At 52.9% G+C, this 20,184-nt stretch carries 21 protein-coding genes and 1 other annotated feature; of the genes, 9 read left to right on the top strand and 12 right to left on the bottom strand.

Annotated features, from left to right (window positions below; genetic code table 11):
• The first annotated feature begins 171 nt into the window (after positions 1–171).
• Complete coding sequence (dsdX, locus tag OGV85_RS01875; RefSeq protein ID WP_003844455.1) at positions 172–1,509, top strand: D-serine transporter DsdX; 1,338 nt, start codon at positions 172–174, stop codon at positions 1,507–1,509.
• 17 nt (positions 1,510–1,526) lie between these two features.
• Positions 1,527–2,849 carry a D-serine ammonia-lyase gene (dsdA, locus tag OGV85_RS01870; RefSeq protein ID WP_061547774.1) on the top strand — a complete coding sequence of 441 codons (1,323 nt, stop codon included), beginning with the start codon at positions 1,527–1,529 and terminating at the stop codon, positions 2,847–2,849.
• 2 nt (positions 2,850–2,851) lie between these two features.
• Here dsdA and OGV85_RS01865 read toward each other — a convergent pair whose 3' ends face one another.
• The 6 genes from OGV85_RS01865 to ibpA form a co-directional block, all read right to left on the bottom strand.
• Positions 2,852–3,364, bottom strand: coding sequence for a radical SAM protein (locus OGV85_RS01865; RefSeq protein ID WP_003023893.1), 513 nt, complete (start codon positions 3,362–3,364; stop codon positions 2,852–2,854).
• A gap of 14 nt (positions 3,365–3,378) precedes the next feature.
• Positions 3,379–3,741 carry a DUF202 domain-containing protein gene (locus OGV85_RS01860; protein WP_003023890.1) on the bottom strand — a complete coding sequence of 121 codons (363 nt, stop codon included), beginning with the start codon at positions 3,739–3,741 and terminating at the stop codon, positions 3,379–3,381.
• A complete protein-coding gene (locus OGV85_RS01855) occupies positions 3,731–4,078 on the bottom strand; it encodes a YidH family protein (RefSeq protein ID WP_003023888.1) in 348 nt (115 codons plus the stop codon). Before OGV85_RS01855 ends, OGV85_RS01860 begins: the two co-directional genes overlap by 11 nt.
• Positions 4,079–4,263: 185 nt before the next feature.
• Entirely contained in the window at positions 4,264–5,925 is a 1,662-nt protein-coding gene (locus tag OGV85_RS01850; protein WP_003023886.1) for a putative transporter, read from the bottom strand.
• 124 nt (positions 5,926–6,049) lie between these two features.
• Entirely contained in the window at positions 6,050–6,478 is a 429-nt protein-coding gene (gene ibpB / locus OGV85_RS01845; protein ID WP_003840609.1) for a small heat shock chaperone IbpB, read from the bottom strand.
• A 92-nt stretch (positions 6,479–6,570) separates the two neighbouring features.
• Positions 6,571–6,984, bottom strand: a complete 414-nt coding sequence (gene ibpA / locus OGV85_RS01840) for a small heat shock chaperone IbpA (RefSeq protein WP_003023882.1) — start codon at positions 6,982–6,984, stop codon at positions 6,571–6,573.
• Positions 6,978–7,050 (bottom strand) — a sequence feature (ROSE (Repression Of Heat Shock gene Expression) occurs in the 5'-region of heat shock genes and acts as an RNA thermometer to modulate expression.). Its footprint overlaps the gene before it by 7 nt.
• A gap of 238 nt (positions 7,051–7,288) precedes the next feature.
• Here ibpA and OGV85_RS01835 point away from each other — a divergent pair.
• Complete coding sequence (locus OGV85_RS01835; RefSeq protein ID WP_003023879.1) at positions 7,289–7,621, top strand: YceK/YidQ family lipoprotein; 333 nt, start codon at positions 7,289–7,291, stop codon at positions 7,619–7,621.
• A 1-nt stretch (position 7,622) separates the two neighbouring features.
• Here OGV85_RS01835 and OGV85_RS01830 read toward each other — a convergent pair whose 3' ends face one another.
• The gene (locus OGV85_RS01830; protein WP_061547773.1) at positions 7,623–8,849 is read right to left on the bottom strand and encodes a YidR family protein; all 1,227 of its coding nucleotides are present in this window, start codon (positions 8,847–8,849) and stop codon (positions 7,623–7,625) included.
• Positions 8,850–8,948: 99 nt separating this feature from the next.
• Here OGV85_RS01830 and cbrA point away from each other — a divergent pair, with 99 nt between their 5' ends.
• Positions 8,949–10,067 carry a colicin M resistance lipid reductase CbrA gene (gene cbrA / locus OGV85_RS01825; protein WP_061547772.1) on the top strand — a complete coding sequence of 373 codons (1,119 nt, stop codon included), beginning with the start codon at positions 8,949–8,951 and terminating at the stop codon, positions 10,065–10,067.
• Between the two features lie 4 nt (positions 10,068–10,071).
• Here cbrA and yidA read toward each other — a convergent pair whose 3' ends face one another.
• The 5 genes from yidA to dnaA form a co-directional block, all read right to left on the bottom strand.
• On the bottom strand, positions 10,072–10,884 hold the full coding sequence (yidA, locus tag OGV85_RS01820) for a sugar-phosphatase (RefSeq protein WP_061547771.1): 813 nt from the start codon (positions 10,882–10,884) through the stop codon (positions 10,072–10,074).
• 206 nt (positions 10,885–11,090) lie between these two features.
• Complete coding sequence (gyrB, locus tag OGV85_RS01815) at positions 11,091–13,505, bottom strand: DNA topoisomerase (ATP-hydrolyzing) subunit B (RefSeq protein ID WP_003844435.1); 2,415 nt, start codon at positions 13,503–13,505, stop codon at positions 11,091–11,093.
• Positions 13,506–13,533: 28 nt separating this feature from the next.
• Complete coding sequence (recF, locus tag OGV85_RS01810; protein ID WP_061547770.1) at positions 13,534–14,607, bottom strand: DNA replication/repair protein RecF; 1,074 nt, start codon at positions 14,605–14,607, stop codon at positions 13,534–13,536.
• On the bottom strand, positions 14,607–15,707 hold the full coding sequence (dnaN, locus tag OGV85_RS01805; protein ID WP_003023863.1) for a DNA polymerase III subunit beta: 1,101 nt from the start codon (positions 15,705–15,707) through the stop codon (positions 14,607–14,609). Before dnaN ends, recF begins: the two co-directional genes overlap by 1 nt.
• A gap of 4 nt (positions 15,708–15,711) precedes the next feature.
• Entirely contained in the window at positions 15,712–17,115 is a 1,404-nt protein-coding gene (gene dnaA, locus OGV85_RS01800; RefSeq protein WP_003023861.1) for a chromosomal replication initiator protein DnaA, read from the bottom strand.
• A 222-nt stretch (positions 17,116–17,337) separates the two neighbouring features.
• Here dnaA and OGV85_RS24510 point away from each other — a divergent pair, with 222 nt between their 5' ends.
• The 5 genes from OGV85_RS24510 to yidC all read left to right on the top strand — a co-directional run bounded on the left by OGV85_RS24510 (position 17,338) and on the right by yidC (position 20,109).
• A complete protein-coding gene (locus OGV85_RS24510; RefSeq protein WP_418219453.1) occupies positions 17,338–17,493 on the top strand; it encodes a hypothetical protein in 156 nt (51 codons plus the stop codon).
• A 228-nt stretch (positions 17,494–17,721) separates the two neighbouring features.
• Positions 17,722–17,862, top strand: coding sequence for a 50S ribosomal protein L34 (rpmH, locus tag OGV85_RS01795; protein ID WP_003023858.1), 141 nt, complete (start codon positions 17,722–17,724; stop codon positions 17,860–17,862).
• 17 nt (positions 17,863–17,879) lie between these two features.
• Entirely contained in the window at positions 17,880–18,239 is a 360-nt protein-coding gene (gene rnpA / locus OGV85_RS01790) for a ribonuclease P protein component (RefSeq protein WP_003023848.1), read from the top strand.
• Positions 18,203–18,460: a membrane protein insertion efficiency factor YidD gene (gene yidD / locus OGV85_RS01785; protein WP_003023846.1), complete on the top strand. Its 258-nt coding sequence runs from the start codon at positions 18,203–18,205 to the stop codon at positions 18,458–18,460. The genes rnpA and yidD overlap by 37 nt, the downstream gene beginning before the upstream one ends.
• Positions 18,461–18,462: 2 nt before the next feature.
• Complete coding sequence (gene yidC / locus OGV85_RS01780; RefSeq protein WP_003023844.1) at positions 18,463–20,109, top strand: membrane protein insertase YidC; 1,647 nt, start codon at positions 18,463–18,465, stop codon at positions 20,107–20,109.
• Positions 20,110–20,184: the final 75 nt, after the last annotated feature.

Here is a 20,184-nt window from a genome sequence, read left to right as displayed (position 1 = left end):
TCAGCATAAAGATGAATCAAGGTGAACCATATCGCATAAACATAGCGTAATTAGACATAAATCACTCACTTGATGCAATCTAGCTCATGTGAAAGGAGATTTATATCGTTTGTCAGACGGTGCCTTATTTTTGTCCAATAACCTTATATTAATCACAGGGCAAGGTGAGCTATGCACTCTCAAATCTGGGTTGTGAGCACGCTGCTGATAAGCATCGTGTTAATCGTTTTGACCATCGTGAAGTTCAAATTCCACCCGTTTCTGGCGCTGCTGTTAGCCAGTTTCTTCGTGGGTACGATGATGGGGATGGGGCCGCTGGATATGGTCAATGCCATTGAGAGCGGCATCGGCGGTACGCTGGGCTTCCTCGCGGCGGTTATTGGCCTTGGGACCATTCTGGGCAAAATGATGGAAGTGTCCGGCGCGGCCGAACGCATCGGTCTGACGCTGCAGCGCTGCCGCTGGCTTTCCGCCGACGTCATTATGGTGCTGGTCGGGCTGATTTGCGGGATCACGCTGTTCGTTGAGGTCGGCGTGGTGCTGTTGATTCCACTGGCCTTTTCGATTGCTAAAAAAACCAATACCTCATTACTGAAGCTGGCGATTCCGCTGTGTACGGCGCTGATGGCGGTACACTGCGTCGTACCTCCGCATCCGGCCGCCCTGTTCGTGGCGAATAAGCTGGGCGCAGACATTGGCACCGTGATTGTCTACGGCTTACTGGTGGGTTTAATGGCCTCGCTTGTCGGCGGGCCGCTGTACCTGAAATTCCTCGGTAACCGTCTGCCATTTAAACCGGTACCGGCTGAGTTTTCCGACCTGAAAGTGCGCGACGAAAGTACGCTGCCATCGCTGGGTGCGACGCTGTTTACTGTACTTCTGCCGATTGGCCTGATGCTGGTCAAAACCGTCGCTGAGCTGAACATGGCGAAAGGCAGTACGCTGTATACGCTGTTGGAGTTTATTGGTAACCCGATCACCGCGATGTTTATCGCCGTTTTCGTAGCCTATTACATTCTCGGTCTGCGTCAGCACATCGGTATGGGTGCGCTGCTGACCCACACCGAAAACGGTTTTGGCTCGATTGCTAACATTTTGCTGATTATCGGCGCAGGCGGCGCATTCAACGCTATTCTCAAGAGCAGCGGGCTGGCGGATACTCTGGCGCTGATCCTCTCAAACATGCATATGCACCCGATTCTACTGGCGTGGCTGGTCGCTCTTATTCTGCATGCGGCGGTAGGCTCTGCCACGGTGGCGATGATGGGCGCAACGGCAATCGTGGCACCGATGCTGCCACTCTACCCTAACGTAAGCCCGGAGATCATCGCCATTGCCATCGGTTCCGGCGCTATTGGCTGCACGATCGTCACCGATTCCCTGTTCTGGCTGGTGAAGCAGTATTGCGGCGCCACCCTGAATGAAACGTTCAAATACTATACGACCGCGACATTTATCGCGTCCGTTATTGCACTGGCTTGCACATTCCTGCTTTCCTTTATTATCTAAGCGCGAAGAGACTGACTATGGAAAACATTCAAACACTTATCGCCCAGCATCCTTTAGTGGAAGATCTGGTGGCTCTGAAAGAGACAACCTGGTTTAACCCTGGCACCACCTCTCTTGCGGAAGGTTTACCGTATGTTGGCCTGACAGCACACGACATTGAGGATGCCCACGCGCGTCTGACGCGCTTTGCACCGTATCTGGCGCAGGCCTTCCCGGAAACCGCCGCCACCGGGGGCATTATCGAATCTGAGCTGGCCGCAATCCCTGCCATGCAAAAACGGTTGGAAAAAGAGTTCGGGCAACACATTAACGGCGAAGTCCTGCTGAAGAAAGACAGTCATTTGCCGATTTCAGGCTCGATTAAAGCCCGTGGCGGCATTTATGAAGTACTGACCCATGCGGAAAAACTGGCGCTGGAAGCCGGTCTGCTGACCACCAAAGACGATTACCGCGTTCTGCTTTCGCTGGAGTTCAAACAGTTTTTCAGCCAGTACAGCATCGCGGTTGGCTCCACCGGCAACCTCGGCATGTCGATTGGCATCATGAGCGCCCGTATCGGCTTCAACGTTACGGTCCATATGTCTGCTGATGCCCGCGCGTGGAAAAAAGCCAAGCTGCGCAGCCACGGCGTGACGGTAGTGGAGTACGAAGAAGATTACGGCGTGGCGGTTGAACAAGGTCGTAAGGCGGCAGAGTCCGATCCGAACTGTTTCTTTATCGATGATGAAAATTCCCGCACGCTGTTCTTAGGCTATGCGGTCGCCGGTCAGCGTCTGAAAGCGCAGTTTGCCCAGCAGGGGCGCGTGGTGGATGCCGATCATCCTCTGTTTGTCTACCTACCGTGCGGTGTCGGTGGCGGCCCTGGCGGCGTGGCATTTGGCCTGAAGCTGGCATTCGGCGATAACGTGCACTGCTTCTTCGCTGAACCGACTCATTCACCGTGCATGCTGCTGGGGATTTACACCGGGCTGCACGATACCATTTCCGTACAGGACATCGGCATCGATAACCTGACAGCAGCGGATGGACTGGCGGTGGGTCGCGCATCGGGCTTTGTTGGCCGGGCGATGGAACGTCTGCTCGACGGTCTGTACACCCTGGACGATCAGACAATGTACGATATGCTGGGCTGGCTGGCGCAGGAAGAAGGCATTCGTCTTGAGCCGTCGGCGCTGGCAGGCATGGCTGGCCCTCAGCACGTTTGCGCCTCCACGGATTACCAGCAGATGCATGGCTTCAGCGCGGATCAGCTCAATAACGCCACCCATCTGGTGTGGGCAACCGGCGGCGGCATGGTGCCGGAAACCGAGATGGCGCAATACCTGGCGAAAGGGCGCTAATCTCAGCGCAGCATCGCCATCAGCTCCATCGGTGAGCGATGCTGCTTAAGCAGGTCACGCATCACGCGCATATGCGGTGCGGTATGGTTGAAGAAAGCCTGATATCCTGCACACAGCACGCCCTTTCCATTTTCCTCGCAGTACGCAGGACAATCACCATGGTAATATTGAAACAATGAGCATGTTTGGCAACGCGTATTCATTGATGACATGGTCTGTCGTTCAATCTGTGCTGCCAGACCACACCACTGGCGGAGCGTTTTGTCGAAAAGCTGGATAGATATCTGATTAATATCTTCACGTACCCAGATATCAAATATCGTAATTAAAAATCGGCCCCACGCCTCAGACGTAACCGATTCGTCTGTCAGATGACCTGAGCCATCGTGCTTAACCAGCGGAATAAACTGTACCAGGCGAACATTTCCTTGTTGCAAACCACGGTACACTTCAACTGGTTGTAAACACTTCTGGTGGTCAATCACCACGTTTAAAACATCATCACTAACATCCATGTTCTCACATCCTGTCATGCAAAATTCCCGATAAATACGATAAGTTGGCGAACATGCGTTACAGCAAACAGTATTGCGAGGGATAACACCGCGAGGGAGATCATAAATTTGTCACGCACCGCGCGAGATTCAGAAAAATCGCTATGTGTAACATCCATCAGATTACGGCTGCGTGTATAGCGCCAAAGTACGATTCCCACCATCGCCAGCACCACAATTGAAACCCAAAACAGGAAGCCCGCCTGATGCCAGTTGTGCTTCAGCGCCAGCGCCATTAACGCACCATAACCCAGCAGGGTACGAAACCAGGCCAGCGATGTTCGCTCCGGTTGTAACCCCGGGTCGGCGATACGTCGCGATTTGCGGCTATCCGGCATACAGCACCAGCGTCATGACAATCACTGCCACAATAGTCAGCATAACGCTGATAATCAGCAGGCTGTGGGTGTAGGGCAAGTCCTCTTTCAGTCGCATTGCCTTTTCGTTACGTAGCCAGCGCAGGTAGCCGTAGATCGCCAGACCGCCGGCAAACAGACACAGCAACAAAGCAAGCGCCTCACGGATGACCGGCGTGGCAAAATCCGGGGCCAGTTGATCAAGGCCAACCCCCGCAGCCAGAAATCCGAGCGCGGTGCGGATCCACGCCAGAAAGGTACGTTCATTTGCCAGCGAGAAGCGATAGTCCGGTGCTTCCCCAAGGCGAGAAATCTTCATGACAGCTCCTTAAATATTGTTGTCTGGTCGTTATACCGGAACAGTTAAGGAGTATGAACCTGATTCTCAAACGAAAGGGCGAGTCGGGTGATGAGACAATGGAAAAGAGAGAGGGTGTTTGTAATGCCGGATGGCGAGTTGCGTTTTATCCGGCCTACAGGAGATGCAGGCCGGATAAGTCAGTTTTAACCTAATCCCCAAAAGAGCACCGCCAGCAGTTGCGGGGTGATAATCCTCAGGAACATGACCAGCGGATAAACGGTGGCGTAGGAGAGCGCAGCCGCCCCGCTGGTGGCATGCAGGTTGTTAGCAAACGCCAGCGCAGGAGGATCGGTCATTGAGCCGGCCAGCATGCCGCACAGCGTCAGATAGTTCATTTTGGCGAAGATCCGCGCCAGCAAGCCCACGGTAATGAGCGGAATCGCGGTAATGAAAATACCGTAGCCCACCCAGCTCAAGCCATCGCCTTGCGTCAGGGTATGAACAAAATCACCGCCTGACTTCAGACCAACCACCGCGAGAAACAGTACGATACCCAACTCTCGCAGCGCCAGGTTAGCGCTGGGAGGCATAAACCAGTACAGCTTACCGATGCTGCCAATACGTCCAAGAATCAAAGCCATAATCAGCGGCCCACCGGCCAGCCCCAGCTTCAATGCCACCGGGAAACCCGGGATAAACAGCGGGATTGACCCCAGCAGAACACCCAGTCCGATACCGATAAATACCGGCAGCATCTGCACCTGCTGCAGTTTTTGCTGCGCGTTACCAACAACATTGGCAACGGCGTCAATCGACGAAGGGCGCCCAACCAGATTGAGGATGTCCCCGAATTGCAGGCTGGCGTCGCTGCTGGCTACCAGCTCAACCCCCGCACGGTTCAGGCGGGAAATCACCACGTCGTAACGTTCTTTAAAGTGCAGATCGCGGATACGTTTACCCAGCACTTGTTCGTTGGTCACCACCACGCGCTCAACGCGTAAATCAGTCCCGCGCGTCGACAACGATGTGTCCACCTCCTGACCAATCACCACCTGCGCGTTGTGCAGATCGGCTGGCTGCCCGACCAGGTGTAGCAGGTCGCCCATCTGGATAACTGTCCCTGGCGACGGCACCATCAATGTCTCGTCACGTTTCAGACGCGAGCAGATGATTTTGTCGCTGTTCAGAATCGGGACATCCTGAATTGCCATATTGTTGATGTTTGGGTTTTCCACACGGATGTTCATCGTCTGAATCAGTGCGTGCCCGTTGGTTAGCGTGGATTCATGCTGCTGGGCTTCAGCATCGACGTTAACGCGGAAAATAAGGCGCATCAGCCACATGGTGAGTAAAATTCCGCAAATGCCGAAAGGATAAGCCATGGCATAGCTCATCCCCATCTGGTCAACCACATCGCCAGGGGTACCCAGATCGCGCAGAATTTGCTGCCCGGCTCCCAACGCCGGGGTATTGGTGACCGCCCCGGAGAATATACCCAGTACCACGGGAAGAGGAATGGCAAAAAGCTTATGCAGGATCGCGGTGACCAGGCCACCCATGATGACAATCAGCACAGCAAACAGATTCAGCCGCAGGCCCGAAACGCGCAATGACGCAAAAAAGCCCGGTCCGACCTGGATACCGATGGTGTAGACGAACAGGATCAGGCCAAATTCCTGAATGAAATGCAGCATGTCGCCGCTCAGGGTCATCCCTGCCTGATCGACAAAATGCCCGACAATAATACCGCCGAAAAGCACGCCTCCGATGCCAAAACCCACACCACGTATTTTTATGTTGCCGATCCATAATCCGACAACTGCCACTAATGCCAGAACGCTGACCGTCAATGCTATATCACTCATTATCTTGTTCCCTGTGAATAACATCATTAAGTAAATGGATTCTCGCAGAGTACAGTCGCAATGTATGGGTGGTAAAGCACAAAAAAGCCCCGTCATTTCTGGCGGGGCAAAGGCATGGAGCTATTTAACTATTTAATGCGGGACGTTCGCTGATAGCGATACGTTGTGGAGCAATGGCTTCAGGTTCATTCCGGGTCAAATCGATATGCAGCAAGCCGTTAGTGAAGCTTGCGCCGGAGACCTCCATATTTTCAGCCAGCGTAAAGCTCAGGCTGAACGGCTGAATGACCAGCCCCTGGTGCAACCATTTGGTCTCTTTTTCCGGCTGCTGCGGCGTACCTTTCACGGTCAGGCGCGTACCTTCCAGTTGAATATCCAAATCTTCCTGGCGGAAACCGGCTAACGCAAGGGTAATGCGGTAGTGGTTATCATCGCTCTTTTCGATGTTATAAGGCGGGAAGCTCTGGCTTTCACCGGTGTTTTGCAAAGCATTGGCCAGTTTGTCAAAACCGATCCATTGACGCAGCAGTGGGGATAAATCGTAGTTACGCATAATAATCTCCTTCTAAGAAGCGAGTAGGTACCTTTCGGCTCCCTGACGGCAAGCCGATGACTTAGTAAGGCCGCCTGAAGCGGCCTATAGAATTAGTTGATTTCGATGCGGCGCGGCTTATTCGCTTCAGGAATCACGCGCTCAAGATCGATATACAGCAGACCATTTACCAGGTTTGCGCCGCGAACATGAATGTTCTCCGCTAACTGGAACTTACGTTCGAAGTTGCGCTCGGCAATACCCTGATACAGGTAAGTACGTTCTTTTTGATCGTCCGCATGGGCGCCTTTCACCACCAGCAGATTATCCTGGGCAGTAATTTCCAGTTCGCTTTCAGCAAAACCGGCAACGGCAATTGCAATGCGGTAATGGTTTTCGTCTACCAGCTCAACGTTGTACGGAGGGTAGCCGCCATTGCTTTGGCCCTGATTGTTTTCCAGCAGGTTAAACAGACGGTCAAAACCAATAGCAGAACGGTACAGCGGGGATAAATCAAAGTTACGCATAATTAATAGCTCCTGAAATCAGCGAGAATAATTGACCTTCCATCATGGACAGGTCAGGTAGCCAGGACACCCATCAGGCATGCCCTTCATTTGTCTACACTCTAAAAATGGGTCTTAATACAAACTTTTCAAGCGTATTCATCTGACTTTTTTTGCAGTTTGTTGTCTATTGCATACACTGGGGGGAGCAGTTGTTCTCGTTAAATCGCGATGGCCGCCACAGTGCGACGAAATGGTGATGTTATTTTCGCAACGGATCGCTTTAACTCACCATGCAAACACGATAAATACAGATGAATAAATGATGATTAAAAAAATGTTGGTAACACTGACGATGTGTAGTGGGATGGCGTTTGTAAGCGGCTGTTCCAGCATCATGTCGCATACCGGTGGCAAAGAAGGGACATATCCTGGCACGCGAGCCAGTGCCACAATGATTAGCGAAAGTGATACGAACTGGGGAACCAAGTCACTGGCGATTCTGGATATGCCTTTCACCGCGGTGCTCGATACGGTATTGCTACCGTGGGATCTCTTTCGCAAAGACAACTCGGTGAGATCCCGCGTAGAAAAGAGCGAGGAGAGAACCCAGGCCACGAACGCCGTTATTCCCCCGGCAGAAATGTCCGCTCCATAAGTTAACGCCCGGTTTCAGTCACCCACAGCTGGCGGAAACCCTCGACGTCTTCCATCCACGCAACCTGTCGACCATCAGGGGAGAAGACGATCGCATCGGCCGACGGCGGGTTACCATGACGTTCCGTTAAAAAATCAATCTTGCCCGTTTGAACATCACAACAAGCAATTCTGTTCTCCAGTACAAATCCCAGCCATTTCCCCGATGGGTGCCAGTTAAAGGCTGACTGAATATTCGTAGAGCATTGGGTAAGCTGACGCGGTGCTCCCCCCTGTGGGGAAATCAGCCATAGCTGCACAATACTGTTGTCATCACGCATTAAAAACGCAATCTCAGACGCCTTTGGATTACTGCGTACCCAATGGCGAGGTTGATTCACCAGCCCCGGGAAGACGCGCTCATGGGTAAACGTCAGGCGACGTTGGCAAATACCGGATGGCGGCGCAGGCATGGTCATGTCAGTCCCCTCCAGAGGCGCGTCCCCCGGCTGTTTCCAGCCGTTTTCATCCAGTGGCAAATCGACAATAAACAATTCCGGTACTTTTTCGCCATTCACTGACAACGTATCGCCGATAAACGCCAGCCTGTTTTCTCCTACCCAGCCCTCTTCATAGGCACGGTTAATCTCATCGCTACCCGGTTTTGGCGTTGGTGTCGTCTGGCTCACCAGCACGCACCAATGGCTGCCACTGTATTCACGCGGATGCTGCGCGGAGACCTTCACCGGCCCATACGGTGCAGCCACGCCGACGTTACGTAAATCCAGCGCCGCCGAGCGCTCATGCAAAACATGGTCGTTATAGGTGAAACTGACAAACTCACCGTTTGGGCTAAAGACATGCACATGACTCCCGCCACGCAGCGCGCCTGGCGTGTACGGCGCGGTAATATCCATCGCATCCAGATTCTCCACCCCAGCCTGCGTAACAATCACCCCACGACGATGATGGAAGTCGTAATGCCATGTTTCATCAGGATTTTCAGGCCCATGAATGAATACATATTTTTCCGACTTTGGATGAACGGTCACCACGCCAACGTGCGCTCCCTGAGTAGCCCGGTAAATCACCTCCAGTTCGCCAGTATGGATATTGACGCGCTCAATTGTTTCACCGGTAAAGGAGGTGCCAGAAGGACGCACATCAAAGACCAGCCACTGGCTGTCCGGTGTCCAGGTGTTAATATTGGTAAGCTGATGATTACGCAGCGTAAAGGTGATTTGCTTCATGAGATGCCCTGATACAAGACGATTAAAGCAATCATACTTCACAAGCACTTCACTTTCAGGCTTTAGCGTATCGCCATCTTCATTTTTGCGGACAGAAAGATGGAACATTTTGACGTGGCGATTATCGGATTAGGTCCGGCAGGCGCAGGGCTGGCGCGGCAGTTGAGCGGAAAAATGCGCGTGATTGCGTTGGATAAAAAACGCCAGTGCGGCAACGAAGGTTTCACTAAACCCTGCGGCGGTCTGCTGGCCCCGGACGCCCAGCGTTCGTTTATCCGCGATGGTATAACCTTACCCGTTGATGTCATCGCCAACCCGCAGATTTTTAGCGTTAAAACGGTTGATGTTGCCGCTTCTTTGACGCGTAACTACCAGCGCAGCTACATTAATATCAACCGCCATGCTTTTGATTTATGGCTTAAATCTCTCATCCCTGATGATGTGCAGGTGTACCACGACAGCCTGTGTCGGAAAATCTGGCGCGAGGGCGATAAATGGCATGTTATTTTCCGCGCCGACGGTTGGGAGGAGCAGATCACCGCGCGTTATCTAGTGGGGGCAGACGGTGCGAATTCACTGGTGCGCCGTCATCTCTATCCCCAGCACCAAATCCGTAAATATGTCGCTATTCAACAATGGTTTGCGGAGAAACATCCTGTGCCGTTCTATTCCTGTATTTTTGATAACGATGCAACTGACTGTTATTCATGGAGTATCAGCAAAGATGGCTATTTTATCTTTGGTGGCGCCTACCCCATGAAGGACGGACAGGCACGCTTTGACGCGCTGAAGGAGAAGCTGAAAGCATTCCATTTCCAGTTCGGCAAACCGGTGAAAAGTGAAAAATGTACGGTTCTGTTCCCCTCACGCTGGAAAGACTTTGTCTGCGGAGAGGACAACGCATTTTTGATTGGTGAAGCGGCCGGTTTTATTAGCGCCAGCTCGCTGGAAGGGATTAGCTATGCGCTGGACAGCGCGGAGATCCTCAAATCGGTACTGCTGCGGGATACGCCAGATATGAATCACGCTTACCGTAAAGCTACCCGAAAAATACGTCTCAAACTGTATGGCAAAATCCTGAAAAGCCGGGCACTCACGTCAGCATTTTCCCGTAAATGGATTATGCGCAGCGGCGTGGCGCATATTCCCCAGGGAGACCATTCAGCACCACAAATCATGGCTGAAACAGGGCAAATGAAACAAGGCACTTGCCCATAATTTCTTAATTCAGCGCAAATTTCTCAATGGCATACGCGACGCCATCTTCGAGGTTGGATTTGGTCACGAAGTTGGCGATTTCTTTGACTGATGGAATAGCGTTGCCCATGGCAACACCCACGCCTGCGTATTCAATCATCGCGATGTCGTTTTCCTGATCGCCTATCGCCATCACCTCTTCGGCTTTAATACCTAACGCATCGGCCAGCGATTTTACGCCCGTCCCTTTATTGACGCGTTTATCGAGGATTTCGAGGAAATACGGCGCACTTTTCAATACGGTGTACTTCTCTTTTACTTCTGCTGGGATGCGCGAGATGGCTTTATCGAGGATCTCCGGTTCATCAATCATCATCACTTTCAGGAACTGGGTTTCTGGATCCATTTTCTCGGCTTCACAGAACACCAGCGGGATGGTCGCGACAAACGATTCGTGCACCGTGTAGTAGCTGATATCACGGTTCGCGGTATACAACGTGTTGCGATCGAGGGCGTGGAAATGTGAGCCAACTTCCCGGGAAAGCTGCTCCAGGTAGCGATAATCGTCATAGCTTAACGCAGTTTGCGCTACGGTACTGCCATCTCCAGCTTTCTGCACCAGCGCACCGTTGTAGGTAATGCAGTAGTCACCGGGCTGTTCCATATGTAGTTCTTTCAGATAGCTGTGAACGCCGGCATACGGGCGTCCCGTGGTCAGCACCACATTCACGCCACGCGCGCGCGCTGCGGCAATCGCCGTTTTGACCGCAGGTGAAATGGTGTGATCGGGCAGCAGAAGTGTGCCATCCATGTCGATAGCAATAAGTTTGATAGCCATGAGTTCCCCGGATTAAATGAGTCCGTCCTCATGCTAACGCGATTCCGCTCAAAAAACAGCTACGAAAAGGGGGATAGAAAGGGGAATCGAGATTCCCCTTTTGACAATCGATGGTAGGCCGGATAAGGCCTGAGCCGGCAAACGTAGACGAACTGCCTGATGGCGCTTCGCTTATCAGGCCTACAGGAGCAGGCCTGAGGTACATGTTAGATATCGATATTCGCCGCTTTCAGGGCATTCTCTTCGATAAACGCGCGACGCGGTTCAACGGCATCACCCATCAGCGTGGTGAACAGCTGGTCGGCAGCAATCGCATCCTTCACGGTAACGCGCAGCATACGACGGCTTTCCGGATCCATGGTGGTTTCCCACAGCTGTTCCGGGTTCATCTCGCCCAGACCTTTATAACGCTGGATAGCGAGGCCGCGACGTGACTCTTTCTGCAGCCATTCCAGCGCCTGCTCGAAGCTGGCAACCGGCTGGCGACGCTCGCCACGTTCGATAAACGCATCGTCCTCGATCAGTCCACGCAGCTTCTCGCCGAGCGTACAAATACGACGATATTCGCCACCGGTCACAAATTCATGCTCCAGCGGATAATCGGTATCAACGCCGTGGGTACGCACGCGGATCACCGGCTCGAACAGGTTCAGTTCAGCGTCTTTACGCACAAAGCTGTTCCAGGTGCTGCCGTGAACTTCGTTTTCATTCAGTACGTTAACCAGCTGGGACACCCAGGCAGTGACTTTCGCTTCATCAGCCAGATCGGCTTCAGCCAGCGTCGGCTGATAAACCAGTTCTTTCAGCAGCGCTTTCGGGAAACGACGTTCCATACGGCCAATCATTTTCTGCGTCGCGTTGTATTCAGAAACCAGTTTTTCTAACGCTTCACCCGCCAGGGCTGGTGCGCTGGCGTTGGTGTGCAGCGTGGCGCCATCAAGGGCGATAGAGATCTGGTACTGATCCATCGCTTCATCGTCTTTGATGTACTGTTCCTGCTTGCCTTTCTTCACTTTGTACAGCGGCGGCTGTGCAATGTAAACGTGGCCGCGCTCAACGATTTCCGGCATCTGACGATAGAAGAAGGTCAACAGCAGCGTACGGATGTGCGAGCCGTCGACGTCCGCATCGGTCATGATGATGATGCTGTGATAACGCAGTTTGTCCGGGTTGTACTCGTCGCGACCGATGCCGCAGCCCAGCGCGGTGATCAGCGTCGCCACTTCCTGAGAAGAGAGCATCTTGTCGAAACGCGCCTTCTCAACGTTAAGAATTTTACCCTTCAGCGGCAGAATCGCCTGGTTCTTACGGTTACGTCCCTGCTTCGCAGAGCCGCCCGCTGAGTCCCCTTCCACCAGGTACAGTTCAGAGTGAGCCGGGTCGCGTTCCTGACAGTCCGCCAGTTTGCCCGGCAGACCCGCTAAGTCCAGCGCGCCTTTACGACGGGTCATTTCACGCGCGCGACGTGCAGCTTCACGAGCACGCGCAGCATCAATGATTTTGCCGACAACGATTTTCGCGTCAGACGGGTTTTCCAGCAGGTATTCGCTCAGCAGTTCGTTCATCTGCTGTTCTACCGCCGATTTCACCTCAGAGGAGACCAGCTTGTCTTTGGTCTGTGAGGAGAACTTCGGATCCGGTACTTTCACGGAAACAACGGCAATCAGGCCTTCACGGGCATCGTCACCGGTGGCACTGACTTTGGCTTTTTTGCTGTAGCCTTCTTTGTCCATGTAGGCGTTCAGGGTACGGGTCATCGCCGCACGGAAACCTGCAAGGTGAGTACCGCCGTCACGCTGCGGAATGTTGTTGGTGAAGCAGTAGATGTTTTCCTGGAAACCATCGTTCCACTGCAGCGCAACTTCAACGCCGATACCGTCTTTTTCGGTGGAGAAGTAGAAGATATTCGGGTGGATCGGCGTTTTGTTTTTGTTGAGGTATTCAACAAACGCCTTGATGCCACCTTCGTAGTGGAAATGGTCTTCTTTGCCGTCGCGCTTGTCGCGCAGACGAATAGAGACGCCGGAGTTCAGGAATGACAGCTCACGCAGACGCTTCGCCAGAATGTCGTATTCGAACTCAACGACGTTGGTAAAGGTTTCGTGGCTTGGCCAGAAACGGACCTGAGTCCCCGTCATTTCTGTTTCGCCAGTTACTGCCAGCGGCGCCTGCGGCACACCGTGCACGTAAGTTTGCTGATGCACTTTGCCTTCACGACGAATCACCAGTTCCAGCTTCTGTGACAGGGCGTTAACGACGGAAACACCCACACCGTGCAGACCGCCGGAAACTTTATAGGAGTTATCATCGAATTTACCGCCTGCGTGCAAAACGGTCATGATAACTTCCGCTGCCGAAACGCCCTCTTCCGGGTGAATACCGGTTGGGATACCACGGCCATCATCGGTAACGGACACGGAGTTGTCAGCGTGAATCGTTACCACGATATCTTTACAGTGACCCGCGAGCGCTTCGTCGATAGCGTTATCTACCACCTCGAATACCATGTGGTGCAGACCGGTGCCGTCATCCGTGTCGCCGATATACATACCCGGGCGCTTACGCACCGCATCCAGTCCTTTCAGGACTTTGATACTGGAGGAGTCATAAGAATTCGACATCAACGTTTCTCGCTCATTTTATCTTGGGTTAATCCGTTATTTTACCCTTTTCCACGGTAAACATCTTCGAATTTTCATCGGACATGTCTATAACGTGTTCAGCGCTAATTGCGCTGACAAAGACCTGAGATTGCGTGGCTTTTAAGCGGCTGGCCAGCAGCCCGCGACGCGCATCATCCAGTTCAGAGGCAAAATCATCTATCAGGTACAGGCAGCGCCGTCCGCTTTCGCGGGTCAGGAACTCCCCTTGCGCCAGACGTAAGGCGCACATCAGCAGCTTGAGCTGCCCACGCGACAACGTATCTTCCACCGGCGCACCGTCGGCGCGAATGCGGAAATCCGCCTTATGCGGACCGTGCGCGGTGTAGGTCAACATGCGATCGCGTTCAAAACTACGTTCCAGCACTTCGGCGTAATCTGTCTCTTTCTCCCAGCCGCGCTGGAAAGAGAAGGAGAGAGAAAACTCGGGAAGAAACTGCTGGCAGGTATCCGCCATATCCTGCGCGATACCGGCGCTGTACTCCGCGCGCCAGGTGCTGATTTGTTCCGCCAGTGGGATCAGTTCTTTATCCCACGGGCGCAGTTGCTCATAACGACTCACCTGGCGCAGCGCTGCATTGCGCTGCTTGAGCAGTCGCTTCAGGTTACTCCAGGCGGTGAAAAATCCGGCTTCATTGTGAAAGCATCCCCAGTCAAGGAATGCTCTTCTGTATTTGGGGCCGCCATTGAGTAAAGTAAACCCCTCAGGCGTGATCAACTGCATCGGCATCAGGTGCGCCAGTTCCGCGACCTTGTGCCCGTCAGTGCCGTCAATGCGCACTTTGCTGTCACCCAGTTTGTCTTTCGTCAGGCCAATCGACGTCTCACGTTCTTCACCCTGCAAACGCCCGTGTAAAACAAACGACTCCTGCTCGTGGCGAATCACGCGGCCAATCTGCAAACTGCGAAACGCCCGACCATGGCCGAGCGTATAGATAGCTTCCAGCACGCTGGTTTTGCCGCTGCCGTTAACGCCTACCAGAAAGTTAAAGCCGGGAGATAAAGCGAGATCCGCATTTTCGATATTGCGAAAATCGCGGATCAACAGGCGGGTCAGCGACATTACAGTCTCATTGGCATAACAACGTAAGCCGCGCTCTGGCTGGCTGCATCTTCAATTTGTACACTGGAGACGGAATCGGTCAGCAGAATACGCACGTTTTCGCACTTCAGCGCGTTCAGAACGTCCAGTACGTAGCTAACGTTAAAGCCGATTTCCAGTTCAGTACCAGGATAGGAAACATCCAGAATTTCTTCTGCTTCTTCCTGCTCCGGGTTGTTGGCAGTGATTTTGAGCTGGTTTTCGCTGACATACAGACGCACGCCACGGAATTTCTCGTTGGAGAGAATCGCCGCACGCGCAAACGCCTGTTTGAGGATATCGCAACCGGCTTCCAGATGTTTGTCCGGATTCTTCGGCAATACGCGGCGATAATCCGGGAAACGACCGTCAACCAGCTTGGAAGTAAAGATGAAGTCACCAACGTGCGCACGAATATTGTTGCTGCCAATCTGCACGCGCAGCGGGTTATCGCCGCCGTCGAGCATACGCATCAGTTCAATCACACCTTTACGCGGTACGATCACCGAATGGCTAGGCAACGGCTGACCGACAGGCATTGAACAGACCGCCAGGCGGTGACCGTCGGTCGCCACGGTACGCAACTCTTCCCCTTCGGTTTCAAACAGCATGCCGTTTAAGTAGTAACGCACGTCCTGATGCGCCATCGAAAACTGCGTGGCTTCAATCAGGCGCTTCATTGTCGCCTGTGGCAGGGTGAATTCGACTTCGCTCTGCCAGTCGTCCAGATTCGGGAAGTCGGCGGCAGGCAGCGTAGACAGCGAGAAACGGCTACGGCCAGAACGCACCAGCATACGGTCGCCTTCCAGTTGAACGGCAATTTCCGCCCCTTCTGGTAATCCACGGCAAATATCGAAGAATTTACGCGCCGGTACGGTGGTCGCACCAGGTTCATGAGGCTGGATCAGCGCCACGCGCGCCACCATCTCCATTTCGAGATCGGTACCGGTAAGCGAAAGGGTGCCGTCAGCAACCTGCAGCAGCAGGTTTCCGAGGATCGGCAGTGTAGGACGTCCACCCAGCGGGCCGCTGACCTGCTGAAGCGGTTTTAATAAATGTTCACGTTCAACGGTAAATTTCATAGCGTCACGAAGATAATGTTCTGATTAAATTGGAGAAATCTTCTTTAATATCATGGCTTTCTTCACGCAACTGCTCAATCTTGCGGCAGGCATGAAGCACGGTAGTATGGTCACGCCCACCAAACGCGTCGCCAATTTCCGGCAGACTGTGGTTAGTGAGCTCTTTTGCCAGCGCCATCGCCATCTGGCGCGGACGAGCTACCGAGCGAGATCGACGCTTAGAAAGCAGATCCGCAATTTTGATTTTGTAATACTCCGCCACCGTCTTCTGGATATTGTCGATGGTGACCAGCTTTTCCTGCAAAGCCAGCAGATCGCGCAGCGCTTCACGCACGAAATCGATAGTAATCGCCCGGCCGGTAAAATTGGCGTTGGCGATCACGCGGTTCAGTGCGCCTTCCAGCTCACGTACGTTAGAGCGTAGACGCTTGGCAATAAAGAACGCTACTTCACCCGGCAGACGAATGTCGTTTTCGTCGGCTTTTTTCATCAGGATCGCAACACGCGTTTCCAGTTCAGGCGGTTCGATCGCGACAGTCAGTCCCCAGCCAAAACGGGATTTCAGACGATCTTCAACGCCGTTGATCTCCTTCGGATAGCGATCCGAGGTCAGGATGATCTGCTGATTGCCTTCCAGCAGGGCGTTAAAGGTGTGGAAAAACTCTTCCTGCGATCGCTCTTTATTCGCGAAGAATTGGATATCGTCAATCAGCAGCGCGTCAACGGAACGGTAGTAGCGTTTAAACTCTTCGATCGCATTGTTTTGCAGGGCTTTGACCATGTCCTGCACAAAACGCTCGGAGTGCATATACACCACTTTGGCGTTTGGCTTACGCGCCATAATGCCGTTACCGACAGCGTGCAGCAGGTGAGTTTTACCCAGGCCCGTACCGCCATAAAGGAATAACGGATTGTAGGCGCCGCCAGGATTGTCCGCCACCTGACGTGCCGCCGCGCGCGCCAGTTGGTTAGATTTACCTTCAACGAAGTTATCAAACGTGTGTTTGACGTTGACGTTAGAACGATAGGTAGGTTCTGCCGGAGCCGGGACGTTATCCCAGCCTGGACGCGCCGCCGGAGCAGCACGTTGTGGTTGCACTTGCTGAGTCACGTGGGCGGGCGCAACAACGTTGTTGACCGGCGTTTTCAGCGTTTGCGTGACGGGTTTAGTACCGACTTCAAAGCGCAGCTGTGGGGCATCCGCTCCACAGAAATTATTGAGTAATCCATTAATATTATTAAGGTATTTATCCCTTACCCAATCGAGCACGAAACGGTTTGGCGCGTACAAAGCCAGCGTGTTATCGCTCAGTTCCGCCTGCAACGGGCGTATCCACATACTGAACTCTGTGGCTGGTAACTCATCCTGCAATCGGGCAAGACACTGCTGCCAAAGCGAAAGTGACACGGCGGACTCCACTCGAACAAAAGTCGATAAATGACAAAGGCTGAAACATTCATGATTGTTGACGCACACCGACAAGACCCTATGCAAAGGGTGACGTGCGAATTGCTATCTGCAATTTTTACCCGATCAGGATCCATTGAAACGATCAGGACCGCGGATCATAGCGTAAACTGAGAAAGAGATCTTCTGTTTCTCACAGATTCTTCCCGATTTATCCACAGGATGATCCAGAATCGGCTAAGTGTAAACGATCCTGGAGAAGTGCTGCAGGTTTTAGCGCGCATATTGAAAAAATTAATGAGTAAAGATGCTTTACTGCTTAAACGATCTAATAAAGATCCCGAGCGATCCTTGCGCTTTATCCACCAGCCCGTATAATTCTTACCCCCAGCGAGTAACGGTCGCCTTACGGCGTCAACGCTGCCTGTTTTTTACGCGAAACCATGCGGAAAAAAGCGGGAAATAAGGAAAGAGAATTGACTCCGGAGTGTACAATTATTACAATCCGGCCTCTTTAATCACCCACACTGTGGCGTAAGTCGTTCGAAATTCGTTCGGGTATACGCAAAAGTCAGTGAATTTATTCAAGTTTAGGTAGAAATCGCCATGAAACGCACTTTTCAACCGTCTGTACTGAAGCGCAACCGTTCTCACGGCTTCCGTGCTCGTATGGCTAATAAAAATGGTCGTCAGGTTCTGGCACGTCGTCGTGCTAAAGGCCGTTCTCGTCTGACCGTTTCTAAGTAATAAAAGCTAGCCCCTGAGTGGTTAAGCTCGCATTTCCCAGGGAGTTACGTTTGTTAACTCCCACTCATTTCACATTCGTCTTCCAGCAGCCACAACGGGCTGGCACGCCGCAAATCACCATCCTCGGCCGCCTGAATTCGCTGGGGCATCCCCGTATCGGTCTTACAGTCGCCAAGAAAAATGTTAAACGTGCGCATGAACGCAATCGGATTAAACGTCTGACGCGTGAAAGCTTCCGTTTACGTCAGCACGACCTTCCAGCAATGGATTTCGTGGTGGTGGCGAAAAAAGGGGTTGCTGACCTCGATAACCGTGCTCTCTCGGAAGCGTTGGAAAAATTATGGCGTCGCCATTGTCGCCTGGCTCGCGGGTCCTGATAGCCCTCATTCGGGTCTATCAACGCCTGATCAGTCCGCTGCTTGGGCCGCATTGCCGTTTCACTCCAACCTGTTCGAGCTACGGAATTGAGGCATTGCGCAGGTTTGGAGTGATAAAAGGCAGTTGGTTGACGGTGAAACGCGTATTAAAATGCCACCCTTTACACCCTGGTGGTGACGATCCCGTCCCGCCCGGACCATTTGATACCAGAGAACACTAACGATGGATTCGCAACGCAATCTTTTAGTCATCGCTTTGCTGTTCGTGTCTTTCATGATCTGGCAAGCCTGGGAGCAGGATAAAAACCCGCAACCTCAGGCCCAACAGACCACGCAGACAACGACCACCGCAGCGGGTAGCGCCGCAGACCAGGGCGTACCGGCCAGTGGCCAGGGGAAACTGATTACGGTTAAAACTGACGTGCTTGATCTGACCATCAACACCCGTGGTGGTGATGTGGAACAGGCTTCACTGCCAGCTTACCCGAAAGAACTCGGTTCTACCGAACCGTTCCAGTTACTGGAAACCACGCCACAGTTCATCTATCAGGCACAGAGTGGCCTGACAGGTCGTGACGGCCCGGATAACCCGGCTAACGGCCCGCGTCCGCTGTACAACGTCGAGAAAGACGCGTTTGTACTGGCTGACGGTCAGAACGAACTGCAGATCCCGATGACCTATACTGACGCAGCGGGTAACACATTCACTAAAACGTTTGTACTCAAGCGTGGTGAATATGCTGTCAACGTTAACTACAGCGTGCAGAACGCCGGCGAAAAACCGCTGGAAGTCTCCACCTTTGGTCAGCTGAAGCAATCCATCAATCTGCCATCTCATCGCGACACAGGTAGCAGCAACTTTGCGCTGCACACCTTCCGCGGCGCGGCGTACTCCACGCCGGATGAGAAGTATGAGAAATACAAATTCGACACCATTGCTGAAAACGAAAACCTGAACGTCAATGCTAAAGACGGCTGGGTCGCAATGCTGCAACAGTATTTCGCAACGGCATGGGTTCCGCGTAACGACGGCACCAACAACTTCTATACCGCTAACCTGGGTAACGGCATTGCCGCTATCGGCTATAAGTCACAGCCGGTACTGGTACAGCCTGGCCAGACTGGCGCGATGACCAGTACCCTGTGGGTCGGCCCGGAAATTCAGGATAAAATGGCGGCCGTTGCACCGCACCTGGATCTGACCGTGGATTACGGCTGGTTGTGGTTCATTTCTCAGCCGCTGTTTAAACTGCTGAAGTGGATCCATAGCTTCCTGGGTAACTGGGGCTTCTCCATCATCGTTATCACCTTTATCGTTCGTGGCATCATGTACCCGCTGACCAAAGCGCAGTACACCTCCATGGCGAAGATGCGTATGCTGCAGCCGAAGATTCAGGCAATGCGTGAGCGTCTGGGCGATGACAAACAGCGTCAGAGTCAGGAAATGATGGCCCTGTACAAAGCTGAGAAGGTTAACCCGCTGGGCGGCTGCTTCCCGCTGATCATCCAGATGCCAATCTTCCTGGCGTTGTACTACATGCTGATGGGCTCCATTGAACTGCGTCATGCGCCGTTCGCTCTGTGGATCCATGACCTGTCTGCACAGGACCCGTACTACATTCTGCCGATTCTGATGGGCGTGACGATGTTCTTCATTCAGAAGATGTCTCCGACCACTGTAACCGACCCGATGCAGCAGAAGATCATGACCTTTATGCCGGTCATCTTCACCGTGTTCTTCCTGTGGTTCCCGTCAGGTCTGGTGCTGTACTATATCGTCAGCAACCTGGTAACCATTATTCAGCAGCAGCTGATTTACCGTGGTCTGGAGAAGCGTGGCCTGCATAGCCGCGAGAAGAAAAACTCCTGATTCGGTGTAGGCCGGATTAGGCGAAGCCGCCATCCGGCAAACGGAACATAAAGTAAAGGGCGGTCATTAGACCGC

Origin of the sequence: Citrobacter sp. Cf132, from assembly GCF_030333885.1 — a bacterium.
GTDB lineage: Bacteria > Pseudomonadota > Gammaproteobacteria > Enterobacterales > Enterobacteriaceae > Citrobacter > Citrobacter freundii.
This window is presented reverse-complemented; position numbering and strand designations above follow the sequence as displayed.